The 15796-nt window shown below is 61.6% G+C and carries 11 protein-coding genes; 7 read left to right on the top strand and 4 right to left on the bottom strand.

Annotated features, from left to right (window positions below; genetic code table 11):
* Genes C4J83_RS18910 through C4J83_RS18895 form a run of 4 tightly spaced genes read left to right on the top strand, consistent with a single transcriptional unit; the run spans position 1 to position 4591 of the window.
* A complete protein-coding gene (locus C4J83_RS18910) occupies positions 1-1050 on the top strand; it encodes a branched-chain amino acid ABC transporter permease (protein ID WP_124417908.1) in 1050 nt (349 codons plus the stop codon).
* Positions 1051-1072: 22 nt separating this feature from the next.
* The gene (locus C4J83_RS18905) at positions 1073-2413 is read left to right on the top strand and encodes an ABC transporter substrate-binding protein (RefSeq protein WP_124417907.1); all 1341 of its coding nucleotides are present in this window, start codon (positions 1073-1075) and stop codon (positions 2411-2413) included.
* A 3-nt stretch (positions 2414-2416) separates the two neighbouring features.
* Positions 2417-3184: an ABC transporter ATP-binding protein gene (locus C4J83_RS18900; protein ID WP_124417906.1), complete on the top strand. Its 768-nt coding sequence runs from the start codon at positions 2417-2419 to the stop codon at positions 3182-3184.
* 12 nt (positions 3185-3196) lie between these two features.
* Positions 3197-4591: an FAD/NAD(P)-binding protein gene (locus C4J83_RS18895; RefSeq protein ID WP_124417905.1), complete on the top strand. Its 1395-nt coding sequence runs from the start codon at positions 3197-3199 to the stop codon at positions 4589-4591.
* A gap of 247 nt (positions 4592-4838) precedes the next feature.
* Here the strand turns inward: C4J83_RS18895 and C4J83_RS18890 are convergent, their stop codons facing one another.
* The 4 genes from C4J83_RS18890 to C4J83_RS18875 are packed head-to-tail and all read right to left on the bottom strand — an operon-like array spanning position 4839 to position 9468.
* On the bottom strand, positions 4839-6095 hold the full coding sequence (locus C4J83_RS18890; RefSeq protein WP_124417904.1) for an efflux RND transporter periplasmic adaptor subunit: 1257 nt from the start codon (positions 6093-6095) through the stop codon (positions 4839-4841).
* Complete coding sequence (locus tag C4J83_RS18885; protein WP_124418895.1) at positions 6085-7572, bottom strand: TolC family protein; 1488 nt, start codon at positions 7570-7572, stop codon at positions 6085-6087. The genes C4J83_RS18890 and C4J83_RS18885 overlap by 11 nt, the downstream gene beginning before the upstream one ends.
* Positions 7565-8764, bottom strand: a complete 1200-nt coding sequence (locus C4J83_RS18880) for an ABC transporter permease (protein ID WP_124417903.1) — start codon at positions 8762-8764, stop codon at positions 7565-7567. Before C4J83_RS18880 ends, C4J83_RS18885 begins: the two co-directional genes overlap by 8 nt.
* Entirely contained in the window at positions 8761-9468 is a 708-nt protein-coding gene (locus C4J83_RS18875) for an ABC transporter ATP-binding protein (protein ID WP_119739874.1), read from the bottom strand. Before C4J83_RS18875 ends, C4J83_RS18880 begins: the two co-directional genes overlap by 4 nt.
* Positions 9469-9825: 357 nt before the next feature.
* Between C4J83_RS18875 and C4J83_RS18870 the strand changes: the two genes are divergently transcribed.
* The 3 genes from C4J83_RS18870 to C4J83_RS18860 all read left to right on the top strand — a co-directional run bounded on the left by C4J83_RS18870 (position 9826) and on the right by C4J83_RS18860 (position 15747).
* Positions 9826-10578 carry a TetR/AcrR family transcriptional regulator gene (locus C4J83_RS18870; protein ID WP_106578771.1) on the top strand — a complete coding sequence of 251 codons (753 nt, stop codon included), beginning with the start codon at positions 9826-9828 and terminating at the stop codon, positions 10576-10578.
* A gap of 295 nt (positions 10579-10873) precedes the next feature.
* The gene (locus tag C4J83_RS18865) at positions 10874-13234 is read left to right on the top strand and encodes a YncE family protein (protein ID WP_124417902.1); all 2361 of its coding nucleotides are present in this window, start codon (positions 10874-10876) and stop codon (positions 13232-13234) included.
* Between the two features lie 248 nt (positions 13235-13482).
* Positions 13483-15747, top strand: coding sequence for a hypothetical protein (locus tag C4J83_RS18860; protein ID WP_124417901.1), 2265 nt, complete (start codon positions 13483-13485; stop codon positions 15745-15747).
* Positions 15748-15796 lie beyond the last annotated feature (49 nt).

The raw sequence follows: 15796 nt of genomic DNA, 5'->3' as shown, positions 1-15796 counted from the left end.
ATGTCGATTCCTGTCGTTCAACAAACCGCACCGCTGGTGTTGATCCAGCGGCGCGTGCCCTGGGGCCTGATCGGCCAGTTGGCGCTGGCCTTTATCGTCGTGCCGCTGTGGGGCAATGACTATTGGCTCAATGCGATCCTCGTCCCGTTTCTGGTGCTGTCGCTGGCCGGGCTGGGCTTGAACCTGCTGACCGGCTACACCGGGCAAACCTCGGTGGGCGCGGCCGGTTTCATGGCTGTCGGCGCGTTCGCCACCTACGGGTTTTTGCTGCGTCTGCCGGCGCTGGGGTTGCCGGTGGCGCTGCTCGGCGGTGGGGTGATCAGCGCGTTGGTGGGGCTGTTGTTCGGCCTGCCGAGTTCGCGGATCAAGGGTTTTTACCTGATGGTCACCACCTTGGCCGCGCAGTTTTTCCTGGAGTGGCTGTTCGTCAAATTTCCCTGGTTCTACAACTACGGCTCCTCCGGCACCATTTCTGCGCCGAAACTGGCGCTGTTCGGCCATGACCTGAACACGCCGCTGGGTCGTTACCTGCTGACGCTGGTCACGGTGTTGCTGCTGACCTGGACCGCCGTCAACCTGGTGCGCAGCCAGGTCGGCCGCAACTGGATGGCGATCCGCGACATGGACACCGCCGCCGCCGTGGTCGGTATCCCGGTGGTGCGCTACAAGCGCCTGGCGTTCGCCGTCAGTTCGTTCTACCTGGGCATTGCCGGTGCGCTGTGGGCGTTCGCTTACCTGGGCACGGCCAGCGCCAGCAGCTTTGATATCAACCGCTCGTTCCAGATCCTGTTCATCATCATTATCGGCGGCATGGGCAGCATTGCCGGCAACTTCGTCGGCGCGGCGTTTATCAGCCTGCTGCCGATTTTCCTCAGCCATGCCGGGCAAGCCTTGTTCGGCGGCTCGGTGGATGCGGGGCAATTGCAGAACCTGCAGAAGATCATCTTTGGCGTGTTGATCATCGTGTTCCTGATCAAGGAACCCGAGGGGTTGATTCGTCTGTTGCACAACCTGCGTGACCGTCTGCGGCAGTGGCCGCTGCGCTTCTAACATTCCCTCAAGAGAATCCAACATGCGTGCAACCTTGAAACGTTCCCTGGTCGGCGCCGCCCTGGCGCTGGCCGCGTTGGCGGGCGCCGTGCCCCAGGCGACGGCCTCGCCCGACCAGCAATTCATTCCCCTGGCCACCTACCGTGTGGGCGCGTACGCCTCCAGCGGCGTGCAGGTGTGGGCCGGGATGATCGACTACCTGCGTTATATCAACGAGGTCGAAGGCGGTATCAACGGCGTGAAACTGGTGTGGCAGGAATGCGAAACCGAGTGGACGGCGGAGAAGGGCATTGAGTGCTACGAGCGCTTCAAGAATGGCCTGGATGGCGCGCCGGTCGCGGTCTATCAACCCAATGGCGCCCCGGCCGCGTACGCGCTGAGTGAGCGTGCCGAGGTGGACAAGATCCCGCTGATCACCCTCGGTTACGGCCGCACCGAAGCCACCGACGGCACGGTGTTCCCGTACAACTTCCCGGTGATGCTGACCTTCTACAGCGAGGCCTCAACCCTGGTGAACTACATCGCCCAGCGCGAAGGCGGTTTCGACAAACTCAAGGGCAAGAAAATCGCCACGGTCTATCACGATTCGGCCTATGGGCGCGAAACCCTTGGCCCGCTGAAGTTGCTGGCAGAGAAATACGGCTTTGAAAATATCCAGATTCCGGTGGCCGACCCGGGCAATGAACAGTCGGCGCAGTGGCGCCAGGTACGCCAGGCGAATCCGGACTGGGTGTTCCTGCGCACCTGGGGCGTCTCGACGCCCGTAGCGGTGAAAACCGCCGCGCGTTTTGGCTTCCCGGTCGACCATATCATCGGCGATATCTGGGCCAGCTCCAGCGAAGACGTGCTGCCTGCCGGCGCGTCCGCCAAAGGCTATCTGGCGCTGACGCCATACCCGGCCGGTGCCGATTTCGAGATCCACAAACGCCTCCAGAAATACATCCTCGACAAGGGCCACAGTGACCTCAAGGACTTGAAAAACTTCGGCAGCGTCTACTACAACTCCGGCCTGGTGAACGCCGCCGTGGCCGTGGAAGCGATCCGTACCGGCCAGGCCAAATTCGGCAAGCGCCCCCTCAACGGTGAAGAAGGCCGTTGGGGCCTGGAACACTTGAACATCGACGACGCGCGCTTGAAGGACATGGGCTACCTGGGCCTGATGCAGAACCTCAAGCTGTCGTGCCGCGACCATGAAGGCGGCGGCTCGGCGCGTGTGCAGCAATGGGACGGCGCTAACTGGACGCTGATCAGCGACTGGATCGCCGCCGACCGCGCGTTGCTGCGCCCGTTGATCGATGAAAAATCCGCCGCCTTCGCCAAGGAAAAAGGCCTGACGCCGCGCACCTGCACTGGGGATGAATAACTCATGAGCCAACCCGCCGCCGAGTCCGCCAGCCAAGCGCTGTTGACGGTCGATGACATCGAAGTGATCTATGACGGCGCAATCCTGGCGGTGGCCGGGGTGTCCTTGAGCGTGCCCAAGGGCGCCATCGTTGCCTTGCTCGGCGCCAATGGCGCGGGCAAAAGCACCACGCTCAAGGCGATCTCGGGGCTGGTGCGTGCCGAACGGGCCGAGGTCAGCCGGGGCGTGATCGAATACGCCGGCCGCGACCTTGCCGGCATCGACCCCAGCCAGCGCGTGCGTGAAGGCATGGTCCACGTGTTGGAGGGCCGGCACGTGTTCGGCCAACTGACGGTCGAAGACAATCTGCGCAGCGGCGGCTTTGTGCGGCGCTTGAGCCGCAAGGCCATGGAGCATGACCTGGAACGCATCTATGCCTGGTTTCCACGCCTCAAGACCAAGCGTCACACCCGTGCCGGGCTGACTTCCGGCGGCGAGCAGCAGATGGTCGCCATCGGCCGCGCGTTGATGACGCGGCCCGCCCTGGTGCTGCTCGATGAGCCGTCGATGGGCCTGGCGCCGATGATCGTGCAGGAAATCTTCGCGATCATCGCCCAGCTCAACCGTGAGCAGCAGGTGAGCTTTTTGATCGCCGAGCAGAACATCAACGTCGCGCTCACCTATGCGTCCCAGGGCTACGTGCTGGATACTGGGCGGATGGTCTTGGGCGGCAGCGCCGCTGAACTGCGGGCGCGCGGCGATTTGCATGATATTTATCTGGGTAAACAGTAAGGGCGAATGTGCATGACTGAATCCATCCGCAACGCTGATGTCTTGATCATCGGCGGCGGCCTGAGCGGCACGATGTTGGCCGTGCAATTGCTGCGCCTGCCCGGGCAGCGCCGCATCCTGGTGATCGAACCACGCGCCGAGCTGGGCCGTGGCGAGGCGTACAGCGCGGTCGAACTGGGCCACACCTTGAACGGCAACGCCGCGCGCATGAGCGTCGACCCGGACAACGCCGACGACCTGACCCAATGGCTCACCGACTACATCGGCGCCGGTGGGTGGCCGCAGGCGCACCAGCAAGCCGTGCCGATCAGTGAGCTGTTTCCGCCGCGCGGGATCTTCGGGCTGTACGCGCAGCAGCGGCTGGCCGAAGCCAAGGCGTTGTCGGCTGCGACGGTGGAGCATGTGCGTGGCGAGGTCATCGACCTGCACGTGGATGAAAGGTCCACAGTGCTGACACTCGATAACGGCCAGCAACTGTGCGGCGCTTTCGCGGTATTGGCCACCGGCATGTTTCCCGCAGCGCGTACGCCGCAGACCGACTCCAGCGGCTTGAACGCGGCAGCCGTGGACCCGTGGGATGTGCAGGCGATGACCCTGATCGACCCGCAATCGACGGTACTGATCATCGGCTCCGGGCTGACCATGGTGGATGCCGTGGTGTCGCTGGAGCAGGCAGGCCATCGAGGCCCGATCGAGATTTTTTCGCGCCACGGGCTGCTGCCGCATGTACGGCGGCAGCCGCCGGGCTGGGTGGATTTTCTCGCCGAGGACCATCGCCTGCGCAGCCCCAGGCAACTGCTGCGCGAAGTGCGCCGCCAATGCCGCAGCGCGCTGCAGCAAGGCATCGATTGGCAGGCGCCGCTGGACACCGTGCGTGCGCATGTTGCCCGTTTGTGGAGCCAGGCCAGCGACGTCGAAAAACGCCAGTTCGTGCGCCATGTACGGCCGTGGTGGGAAAGTCATCATCACCGTTCGCCGCCGTTGAGCGCGCAATTGGTGGCACGGTTGCAGGACGAAGGGCGGTTGCGGGTTCACGCAGCGTCGTTCAAGGGCGTGGTGGCCTCGGACGGCGGCGTGACTGTCCGCTTGCGTCGTCGCGGCGAGCAGGAGGTGACGCACGTGCCGGGGGCGGCGTTGATCAATTCCAGTGGCATTGAGTACGACTGGCGCCGAGTGGCCCGGCCGTTGCCCCAGCAGTTGCTCAAGCGTGGGTTGATCCAGCCCGGGCCTTTGGCGTTGGGGATTGCGGCGGATGTGTCGGGCGCTGTGGTGGATGCTGAGGGCACTGTCAGCCGGCGCCTGTTCGCCATGGGCCCGCCGTTGCGCGGGATGTGGTGGGAAAGCACGGCGGTGACCGACGTGGCGATTCAGGCCAAGGCGTTGGCGTTGAAGCTGACAAATATCTAATGTGGGAGCGGGCTTGTTCGCGAAGGCGGTGTGTCAGTTGCACAAGAGCGGGCTGACCCACCGCCTTCGCGAGCAAGCCCGCTCCCACAGTTCAACCGAGTGCTTCTACCACACCGCGGTGCTCTGCCTTTTTGTGGGAACGGGCTTGCCTGCGATGCAGGCAACTCGGTGCATCAGGCATAAGCCGTTGATGCCATCGCAGCGGTGCGGCGATCCGACAAGCCCACTCTCACAGTTGATCGGCGTTTCAACTTCCAATCTTCACGAAACCAGGCTTGAGGCCAAACACTTCCACCCCCTGCGCGGTCGACTGCCCGGTGGTGACCTTCACCCGCTCCACCGGTTGGTCCATCGTCGCGCGGTACTCCACGGTCATGTCAGCGCGGTTGATCGCCTGGCTCGGCACCACAATCGCCTGCTCATTGTTGTAGGTGACAATGGTCAATCGCGCACTCATCCCCAGCCGCACGCGCTGCAGTTGCTGCGGCGTCAGCTTGGGAATCGACAAGGTCACTGGAAATTGCGCGCTGCCCTGGCTGTCGCTGGCAATCGCCAAGCCGCTGACCACACTCACCGAGCCGATCAGCCGCTCCCCGTCGAAGCCATCGCCCATCACTTCCACCGCCTGGCCCTGGTGCAGCTGGTTGATGTCCAGCTCCGACACCTTGGCCACGATTTTCAGCCGTTCGATGTTCGCCAGGCCGAACAGCACCTGGCCCTGGCTGACTTTGCTGCCGGCCTGCACCGGCGCGTTACTGTTGCCACCGCCTGGCGTCGACGTAGTGCTGCCGGGGGCGGGCACCACGATGCCGGAGAACGGCGCCTTGACCTCCTTGCCATCGAGCAGTTTGTGCAGGGCGTCGTACTTGACCGTGGCGTTGGTCAGTTCCATGTCGGCGATCTGCTTGTATTCGCCCTGGCCCTGGCCCTGCGCCTGCTGCAGTTCACTGCGGGCGGAGGCGAGGTCCAGTTGCTGCTGCTGAGTCTGCTGTTTGAGGTCGTCCAGTTCGTTGCGCGGAATGATGCCGCGCTTGAACAGGTTTTCGCTTTCGGTGAGTTTGCGCTGGGTGTTGCCGGCGGTCATTTCGGCGGTGCGCAGGCTGCGGCGCGCACGGCTGACGGCGGGGCTGCTGTCCCAGTCTTGCATCTCTTGCACGGTGCGCCGGGCCTTGAGCTGGGCCGACAATGCGTCGCGCAGCTGCACCTCGAGGGTGGCCGGGTCCATGCGCAACAGCACCTGGCCGGCGTCGACGCGCTGGCCTTGCTCGACCAGGTTGTCCAGCACGTTGCCGTCGAACGGCGCTGTCAGGGTGACGGTGGACTCGGGTTCGATCTTGCCCACCAGGCCGATCTGGTGCACGAGTGCGTCGGGTTTTACCGCCAGCCATTGCTCGGCCGTCCGGGTTTGCCCGGCGTCACTGCGATGGCTGAGCACGGCAATACCTGTGCCGGTCAGCAGCACGGCCAATACAGCGCCGAGCAGGCGTTTTTTATCAGTAGTCATTGAGGGCGATTTCCCAACTTTCCAGCGTCATGCCCAGCGTCAGGTCGAGCTGGGTCTGGGCGTTCAAATAAGCGATCAGCGCATTGAGCTGGGCGTTCTCGGCGTTGCGCAGGTCGGTCTCGAAACTCAACACCTGAAAGTTGGTGGAGCGCCCGGCACTGAGTTTTTCCCGCTCGATTTCGATCTTGCGCCGCGACAGCTCGACAGCGCGCTGGGAGATTTCATATTGGCGCCAGCGTGTGCCGAGGTCGCGCACCACGTCGTTGACATTGCGTTCCAGCTCCTGACGCGCATCGGTGATACGGATCTGCTGGTCCTCGACGTTGACCCGCGCGCGCACCTCGGCCTGTCGCGTGCTGATGTCACCGATAGGGATTTGCACCTGCACGCCAGCGTAGCTGTTCCACGTGCGGTTGTTGCCGTTGCCATTGCCGTTGTCGTTGTTGCTGTAGGCATCGCGGATCTGGTTGGCCCCGGCCACCAGGTCGACCTGCCAGCGCCCGGAATCCTTGGCGATCACCAGGTTGAGGTCGGCCTGTTGGCTGCCCAGCAGGGCGGCGAGGTATTCCGGCTGCTGGGTCTGCGCCAGGTTGAAGGCCTGGCGCTTGTCGATTGTCATCGGCCTGGCCTCCAGCGCCTCGCTGGCGCGGATGGGCGTCGACAGGTCCAGCGCCAACAGGCGCAGCAGGGCCAGGCGGCTTGTATCGAGCTGGTTCTGCGCTTCTTCGACGCCGAGTTGTTGGGTGGCGATGTCAGCTTCGGTCTGCACGATTTCGAACTCGGCCATGCGGCCTGCGCTGATCAATGCCTTGTTCACCTCCAGCAACGTGTTGGAGCGTTTGAGCGCATCCTGGACGATGCTCAACTGCTCCTGGGCACGCAGCAGTTCGCGGTACGTGGCGATGATCTGGCTGATGGTCTGCGCCACGGTAGCCTTGAGGTTGAGCCGGTTGGCCTGTTCCGACAGGCGCGACAGGCGCAGCGGCGCGGTGGTGGCGTCCCAACCGGCGCCGCGCGCCAGCGGCTGGATGAGCGCCAGGTCGAGGCCGTCACTGCGATAGCGGCCGGCGCGATCGGCGTTGTTCAGTTGTTGGGTCCAGGCCATGCTCAGCCGCGTGCCGTATTCGCCGAGCAAGGTGGCGTTCGGGGCCAGGTTGGCGTTGCGTGAGTTATCGGCGGTGCCGCGACTTTGGCGGTAATAACTGTTGAGCGTGAGCTTGGGGTTGAACACATCTTCGGCCACGCGCAGGTCGAACTTCTGCGCCACCCGTTGCAGGTACGCGCTGCGGATTGCCGGGTTGTTGCGCAAGCCCAGGTACACCGCATCACCCAGGGTCAGGGTGGTGACTTGGGCATTCAACGACACGCCGCGCTCGTAGCCTGTGCGGGTGCTGCTGGGCGCGGACGGGTTGATCACCACGTCGCCAGCCATCGCCTGCAGGCTTGCCATCACCAGTAACAGCGGCCATTTATTCATCACGCAAGGCCTCCACCGGCTGCAGCCGCGAGGCGGACACCGCTGGGTAGATGCCAAAGAACAAGCCCACCAGCAACGTACTGCCCACCCCAAGGGGCAGGGCGGCCGCGGCCAGGGCAAACGCCCAGCCCGACAGCCAGGCATAGAGCCAGGCGGCGCTCATGCCCAGCACGGCGCCGCACAGTGCGCCGACGGCCGTCAGGGTCACGGCTTCGAGCAGGAACAGGTTGCGGATGTCACGCTGACGCGCGCCCAGGGCCATGCGAATACCAATCTCACGGCGGCGCTCCGAGACATTCATCAGCATCACGTTCATCACACCGACGCCGCCGCCTACCAGCGAGATCGCACCCAGCGCCAGCAACAAATAGGCGAACGTGCGGCTTTGCCGGGTCATGCCATCGATCATTTGCTGGGGCACCTGGATGTCGACATCGTGGCCGGTGAGTTGGCGTTTCAAGGCGCTGGAGGCGTCGCGGGCGATGCGCTCCATGTCCTGGCCCGGCGTGGCGCGGATAATCACGTTGCCGATTTGCGGGGTCGGGTAGATGCGGCGCATGCCTTCGGCGGGGATGAACAGCGATTCGTTGGCCTGCACCGGCATGAGCATGGCGCGGGCCTGGTTGTGCAGGATGCCCACTACCAGGAACAGGTAGTCGTTGATGCGTATGCGGTCGCCCGGTTTCAGCGGATCACCCGGCATACCCAGAGCCTGAGCGAGCTGGTCGCCGATCACGGCGTAGGTTTCACTGGCGTCGAAGGGCGAAAGAAAGCGCCCGTCGCGCACCACCAGGCGCATGGCGTCCTTGATATCGGCTGTGGTGCCGACCAGGTTGGCGTTAGCCGTGCGGCCGTGGAACACGATCGGCCCACCGAACACGCTGAGGGCGCCGATATGGGCAATGCCGGGCACGGTGTCGCGCACGGCCTCAAGGTCGAGGCTGGCGCGCATCGGCGCGCTGCTGTTGCCTTTGGGCGGAAACTGGGCAACCAGGGTGTCGGTGCCCATGTCCTTGAAGATCATCGCGGCATCCACCGCCGCGTTATGGCCGATATTGATCAAGGCCACCACCGATGAGCTGCCGATGACGATGCCCAGCAGCGCCAGGACCGAGCGCTTGCCCAGGGTGCGCAGGCTCACAAACGCTTCGTGCAGCAGTTGGCTCAGGCTCTGCTCGACCCGCAAGCTCATAGGCGCCCGGCCTCATGCACCACGCCATTGCGTACCAGGATCTTGCGCTCCAGGCGCTCGGCGATATGCGGGTCATGGGTGACGATGATCAGCGTCACTTGCTGTTCGCGGTTGAGGCCCAGAAGCAGATCCATGATCTCCTGGGCCGTGGTGCTGTCGAGGTTGCCGGTGGGTTCGTCGGCAAGAATCACCGAGGGTTTGCCAACCAGCGCACGCGCAATCGCCACGCGTTGACGCTGGCCGCCGGAGAGGTCGGCGGGGCGGTGGTGGGCGCGCTCGGCCAGGCCGACCTGTTCCAGCATGCGCAATGCCTGTTCCACCGACTCGTGGCGCGACACGCCACGGTAACTCAAGGGCAGGGCGACGTTGTCCAGGGCACTGAGGCGCGGCAGCAGGTTAAAGCTCTGGAACACGAAACCGATCTGCTGGTTGCGGATCGCCGCCAGCTCATCGGGGCTGGCGCTGAAAATATCGTGGCCGGCAAAGCGGTATTGGCCGCAGTTGGGCAAATCCAGCAGGCCGAGGATATTGAGCAGGGTACTTTTGCCGGAGCCGGAGGCGCCGAGAATGCCGCAACTGTCGCCGCTGGCGATGGACAGGCACACATCATTGAGGATGGTCAGTTCCTGGCCGGCAAGCTGATAGCGTTTGCCGATGCCTTGCAGGGAAATCAAGCCTGGGTGCGCGGGGGTATCTGTCATCATGACTACGCCTGCAGTCTCGACGGTGCCGCTTGCGCCCGGTAAATCCTTGTAACAAGTTCGGGAGCTGCCTGGTACGCGTCACGGACTGGTTTTATTTCTTGTTTTTAAAATATTGTTTGAATAGTAACCGCGTTCCATGCGCTTCGCCAGCCATGGATGTAGAGCGGTTTTACCCTTTGAAACGAATTTATCGCGCACGCGTTCGAGCGACTTGCGATGCCCTCGGCGAGTCGCGGAAGTCCCGGTTATACAGGCTTTTAGATGGACAGCGCAGTGTCAGTACTTGCTTTCGAAGGGCTGCCCCGGTATAAAAAATCAAATTATTTTTTAAAACAATATTTCCCCCGTGGAACTCCTATGGTCGCGAAGAAACTCAGCGCTCCAAACGTTACCAAGACTCGACTGCTGGATGCGACAGAGGCTCTCTTCATCAAGTACGGCTACGATGCCGTTCTGCTCCGGCAGATTACCGAGCGCGCCCAGGTGAACCTGGCCGCCGTGAACTACCACTTCGGGGACAAGGATTCCCTGATGAAAACCCTGCTGATGCAGCGCCTGGAGCCGCTCAACGAGCAGCGCCTGGAACTGCTTGCGCGCTGCGAAGCCGAATCCGACGGGCCCCTCGATTGCGATACCTTGCTTGGCGTATTGTTCGCCCCGGCCATGGGCCTGGAGCGCAGTGACCCCGCCAGCGGGGAAGGGCGCTCATTCATTCGTTTCCTGGGTCGGGTTTACAGCGACACATCGCCGTTTATCCAGGAATACCTCAAGGTTCATTATCAGCCGGTGTTCCAGCGTTTTTTCGAAGCGTTCGCACTGGCCTTGCCGGACCTGCCCCGCAATGAGTTGGGCGTGCGCCTGCAATTTGCGCTCAAGGCGATTTCCGGGGTGATGGCGGGCACCGAACTGCGCCTGCTGATGAACTCCATGAGCCTGGGCCGCCCGGCCACGGACGCCGAGGTAATGGCCAAGTTGATCACGCTGGTGTCGGCCGCGATTCGTGTGCCGCAGCAAAGCGCTGAAGCTGAAACCGCGTTGGCCAAGGTGCTGGATACCCAGCGTGCCATTCGTGAACAAGCGGCAGCGCCCGCCACCAAGGCAGCGCGATAAGCCTTTATCCAACGCAAAAAAAAGCCCGCTGGGGCGGCGGGCTTGATGTGCAACGTTTGTAACGGATGAGGCTTCACCCTACGTCTGGGGATGTGAATAAATCGTGAAAAATATGTAAGAAAATGGGTGGGTAACAACAGATGTTCGATCCCGCGTGTGTCTGTCGGATTTTTCCTGCAAGCCTACCATTCGTCGCCACTGTCAGTTCTGACAGTAGATTCGATTAGAGCCCCAAGCGCCTCATTCACCTTGCCCGTCGCGCCGTTTCAGCGCGCTAAACCAGCAAGGTATGGCCATGACCACTCCCACTGAAGAACTCTCTCCACCCCCTTATTCGGTCTACCCTGCTGTCCGATTGGCTGAGGCGCTTTACCCGGAAACCGCGACGTGGGGCCTGGGCCAGCGTGAAACCGACCCCTACGCGCTCTTTACCTTCGAGAACTGGTACGCGGCCACCGTCAACGATCTTTATGCGCTCTACTGGCGCGATTCGAGTATGGCGGTGGCTTCGGCTGTCGTGACCAAGGTGGCTGATCGCTACAACCTGACGATCCCCAAGACCAAGATCCCGGAAGGCGAATTCCCGGTGTTCGGGCAGGTCACACGCGCGGCCAGCGGTCAATTGGTGCGCTCGCTTCCTGAAACCTACCTGGTCAAGAGCAAGCGTCCCGGTGGCCTCACGTTCTGGGCTGCGGAGCAATTTCACAGAGGCTTGATCCTGTCCATCGAGGGATTCCCGGCGGGTGCGATCCTTAATCCGACCAACATTACCGGTGGGTTGTGGTGCCTGATTACCAAGTACGAAAACATCCGCAAGAACGACAACATCACCGTCGCCTACGGCGCCACGACCATTGACCATGTTGTCAGCCCCGACGAGGCGGCTAGGCCGGGGCCGATCCGGGTTTTTATCAGCCCGACGATTATCCAGGCGGGCAACCTGCACGGTCCGGTGGGCGTGGCATTTATGGTGCGCGATGTGGTGAACAACACCTCCGGGGAGAAGTACGCCTATTCCCGGCCTTACATTCTCAACAGCGAACTGGACCCCAACCTGCTGGATCCGCCGATCTTCACGGTGAACGAGGTTGAGGCCTCTATCGTCGATCTTGATCTGTCCAGCGCGGCACATTTTGCGGCGCTGGTCACCTTGCCACGCAAGACGCCGACGCCGAGCCCCAGCAACCGGGTTGTGCTGATACTGGTGATTACCCAGGTAACCGAGTACGGCGAGTCAACCCGAACGCTTCGTTTGCCAGCGGTGACCGACAGAAACCTGCGGGGCGAGAGCATTCCCATCGGCAACGGCGTATTCAGCTCGCTGACAGATGCCAAGATCAGCCTGAGCTTTGAGTGGCAAACCGCTGGGGGAGTGGTGCTCAATCGCTCGGGCACCAGTGTGGTCCAAGTGGTCGGCACGTCGGCGTTGAGGCTCCTGGCACCTGCCTTCGATAACAAAACAGGGCCTCAGGTCGTCCTCGCCAGCAACTATCTGAGTGGCGCCGTTGTGGCCGTGGCGTACCAGGGCATGACCGAGGCGCAGATCATCAGGCTCAAATGGACCTTTGCCGATGGCACTGTTGCCAGTATTCCCGTGCAGGCCGGGGTGAGCAGCGGCCTGGTGCTGTTTTCCATCAGCGCGCAAATCATCGCGCAAAGCCCAGGCCAGCTCATCAAGCTGTCTTATGAGGTGACGACGGGGACCAAGACACAATCCTCGGCTATTCAGGAACTGACGTTTCAAGCCCAGGGCGGCGGGTTGACCGAGACGGTTGATGTCGGGATGGCCCCCCACGGGATCAGTATCACCAGCGATGGGCTGCGGGCCTTTGTAACCTGTCAGTTTAGCCATTCGGTTTCAGTCATTGATGTGAGGGCGCGTAAAGTCATTTACACCCTCTTCAACGTGAACTCGGCGTTCCTGTCGGTGCTCAGTCCAGACAACCGGCGTCTGTATGTGGGCAATTTTGACGGCTCAAGTTACACCGTCATCGACACCTCTACGTACAGGATTCTTTCGACGGTTCCGATCGCGGGCGGCAACGACCTTTCGGGACTCGCCATTACGGCGGATGGCTCGCGATTGTTTGTTGCCTGCACTCGAAATTCCTTTGTGTCCGTCCATGATACCGCCTCGGGCGCCGTTCTCGGTCGGGTCGCCGTTGGGGTGAACCCGTTCGGCGTGGCGGTCAACCCGGAACAAACACAGGTGCTCGTCGCTTCAGCCTCGGTGCTGGATATCATCAGCGCCGGTACCCGCAATGCGCTCGTGGCGAGAATCAGTGGTACCAATCGGCCCGTACAAATAGCCTTCAGTGCAGGCAGTCCGGCGCGCTACGCCTACGTCAGTGACGTGGATGGCGTCCTGGTTGTTGACCTGATGAGTAACCTCATCATCCAGAAAATCACGGGCATCAATTGGGCGTGGGGCATCACGCGTAACCCGAATGCGCCCGAGCTCTGGGTGGGAGGCGTGGGCCCTGGTGGGATTGGGTCCAATCGCGATTCGGTGTACATCATCAACACCAACACCAACCAGATTACTAAACGCCTCACCGGGTTCAGCAACGCTGCAAACATAGCCTTCTCACCCGCCGCCGGCGTAGTCCTGGTCGTCAATAACGGCTCGGACAGTGTGAGTTTCGTCCCGATTTAGGCCCTTCGGTACCTCAGGCAAAACGCACAAGAAGTGCAGGGGACAGCACTGCGTCAGCGCAGGCTGTCCCTTTTACGTTGCCGCTTGCAATGGCTCGCCAGCCTGGCCGCTGGCTGACGCGGTGCAACGCGCTCTACCATTTATCGCTACTGTCAGTTCTGACAGTAGATTCAATGACGGTCCCAAGCGCTTCATTGACCTTGCCCGTGACGCCATTTGCGTGCGTCCCAACCAGCAAGGTGATAGCCATGACCACCCCCACTGAAGAACTCTCACCGCCGCCCTATTCGGTCTATCCGTCTGTTCCGTTGGCTCAGGCCCTGTACCCGGAAACCGCGAAGTGGGGCCTGGGCCAGCGCGAAACCGACCCCAATGCGCTCTTCACCTTTGAGAACTGGTATGCCGCCACCGTCAACGATCTTTACGCGATCTACTGGCGGGACTCGAGCATTGCGGTGGCCTCGGCCGTCGTCACCAAGGTGAGTGATCGCTACAACCTGTCCATCCCCAAGACCAAGATTCCGGAAGGCGAGTTCCCGGTGTACGGCCAGGTCACGCGCGCTGCCAGCGGGCAGTTGGTGCGCTCGATGCCTGAAACCTACTTGGTGAAAACCAAGCGGCCCGGTGGCCTGACGTTCTGGGCGTCCGAACAATTTCACAGAGGCTTGATCCTGTCGGTTGAAGGGTTTGCGGCGGGTGCAATCCTTAATCCGACCAACATCACAAGCGGGCTGTGGTGCCTGATTACCAGGTACGAAAACATCCGCAAGAACGACACCGTCACCGTCGCCTACGGCGCCACGACGATCGACCATGTTGTCAGCCCGGACGAGGCTGCCGGGCCGGGGCCGATCCGGGTTTTTATCAGCCCGTCGGTTATCCAGGCGGGCAACCTGTACGGCCCGGTGAGTGTGCAGTTCATGGTGCGCGACGTAGTGAACAACACCTCCGGTGAGAAATACGCCTATTCCCGGCCATACCTCCTCAACAGCGAACTGGACCCCAGCCTGCTTGACCCGCCGATTTTCACGGTAAACGAGGTCGAAGCCTCTGTCGTCGATCTGGATCAGTTCAGCGCGGCACGCTTTGCCGCGCTGGTTGCGTTGCCGCGCAAGACGCCGACGCCGAGCCCGAGCAACCGCGTTGTGCTCATATTGGTGATTACCCAGGTTACCGAGTATGGAGAGTCAACCCGCACCCTTCGTTTGCCTGCGGTTACCGACAGAAACCTGCGGGGGGAGAGCATTCCTATCGGCAACGACGTGCTCAGCTCGCTGACGGATGCCACGGTCAGCTTAAGGTTCGAGTGGCAAACCGGCACTGGTTCGCCACTGGGGCATTCGGGCACCAGTGTGGTCAGGGTGGTAGGTACACCGACTCCCGATGTATTGCCCTACCCAACACTCAACGGCGCTTCAACCACTGCGCAAGTGACGACAGTTGATCCGCTGGCTATTCAATACAACACCGGTGTGACGGTTAAATACCCTGGCATGCTTGCCACGGACAGCATCACACTGAGTTGGATTTATCAGGATGGAAGTCAGTATCAAACCACCCTGAGTGGTCATGCGAGTGGCGCGGTAGTGTTCGACCTGACGGCGGCTCAGGTGCTGCATCACAGTGTCAATAGCCGGGTGCAGTTGAAGTATTCGATTCAACGAGGTGGAAGAACGGCTCAGTCAACCGTTCAAACCGTTACCGTCGGGGCTATTGCGCCATCCCTGTTGCCAACGCCCACAATTAATTATCAGGCCAACGGAACGGTCATCGACTTGAACAACTTTGCGGGCAATGCTCAGTTGACGTTGAGCCAATGGCCGTTAAGTAAAGCAGGGCAGCGTGTATGGATTACGTTGATGGGAGAGGGGCGATCGCAGGAGGTGCTGACGGATTATGTGATCAAGACTAACGACGCGATAAATGGCCTGGTGAACCAGGCAGTACTGCGTAACGTTTTGACAGCGCTGCCGAGGAACTCCCGGTTTCAGATTGAGACTCGAGTGGCCTACGATGGCGGCACGGACAAATGGCGAGCCGTAGTGTTTCCAACCGCGAGCTACATCATCAACGATTCGTGGACGGACGCTGTATCCAACTTTCCGGGTGGAAGCTATGGGCCCTGGAGTGCCGGTGCAGGTGCGGCGGGCGGTTATATGTCGGGCACCGGTTTTCAAGTCGTCACCGCACTCTGGCCAGCCTCGAACGCGGGTGTATTGTTCAATGCGGTGCGTAATTTCAACAGCGCTCACCGTTATCGGGTGGATGCAACTATCTATAATCAGTCGGGTTATAACGATCCGCTCTTGGCTATATATGTGGCAGGGCAGACCCTCAAAGGCCCAGTCTCTATACCCCGGCAGCAATGGTATGTCCTGGATGCCGAGTTTGTCGGCAGTATGGGCGGTGCGGAAGTTGTACTTTATAACTACCAGGCCAAAGGGGGCGGCAGTGGTGCGGAGGGTGGCAATGACTTCATCGTCAACTCGCTGCGAATCACCCGTCTGACCTGATCAGCAGTCATGTTTGAGCGTGGGGCGGGACAGCGCTGCTTAACCGTGC

This window comes from Pseudomonas sp. LBUM920 (genome assembly GCF_003852315.1).
Lineage (GTDB): Bacteria > Pseudomonadota > Gammaproteobacteria > Pseudomonadales > Pseudomonadaceae > Aquipseudomonas.
The sequence above is the reverse complement of the archived record's forward strand: the minus strand, read 5'-3'. Positions and strand labels throughout refer to the sequence as shown.

Bases quoted from the DNA above. Each gene is read 5' to 3' on its own strand.
- C4J83_RS18910 (WP_124417908.1), top strand. From the start codon at position 1: ATGTCGATTCCTGTCGTTCAACAAACCGCACCGCTGGTGTTGATCCAG.
- C4J83_RS18870 (WP_106578771.1), top strand. From the start codon at position 9,826: ATGGTCGCGAAGAAACTCAGCGCTCCAAACGTTACCAAGACTCGACTG.
- C4J83_RS18895 (WP_124417905.1), top strand. From the start codon at position 3,197: ATGACTGAATCCATCCGCAACGCTGATGTCTTGATCATCGGCGGCGGC.
- C4J83_RS18875 (WP_119739874.1), bottom strand. From the start codon at position 9,468: ATGATGACAGATACCCCCGCGCACCCAGGCTTGATTTCCCTGCAAGGC.
- C4J83_RS18860 (WP_124417901.1), top strand. From the start codon at position 13,483: ATGACCACCCCCACTGAAGAACTCTCACCGCCGCCCTATTCGGTCTAT.
- C4J83_RS18905 (WP_124417907.1), top strand. From the start codon at position 1,073: ATGCGTGCAACCTTGAAACGTTCCCTGGTCGGCGCCGCCCTGGCGCTG.
- C4J83_RS18885 (WP_124418895.1), bottom strand. From the start codon at position 7,572: ATGAATAAATGGCCGCTGTTACTGGTGATGGCAAGCCTGCAGGCGATG.
- C4J83_RS18890 (WP_124417904.1), bottom strand. From the start codon at position 6,095: ATGACTACTGATAAAAAACGCCTGCTCGGCGCTGTATTGGCCGTGCTG.
- C4J83_RS18865 (WP_124417902.1), top strand. From the start codon at position 10,874: ATGACCACTCCCACTGAAGAACTCTCTCCACCCCCTTATTCGGTCTAC.
- C4J83_RS18880 (WP_124417903.1), bottom strand. From the start codon at position 8,764: ATGAGCTTGCGGGTCGAGCAGAGCCTGAGCCAACTGCTGCACGAAGCG.
- C4J83_RS18900 (WP_124417906.1), top strand. From the start codon at position 2,417: ATGAGCCAACCCGCCGCCGAGTCCGCCAGCCAAGCGCTGTTGACGGTC.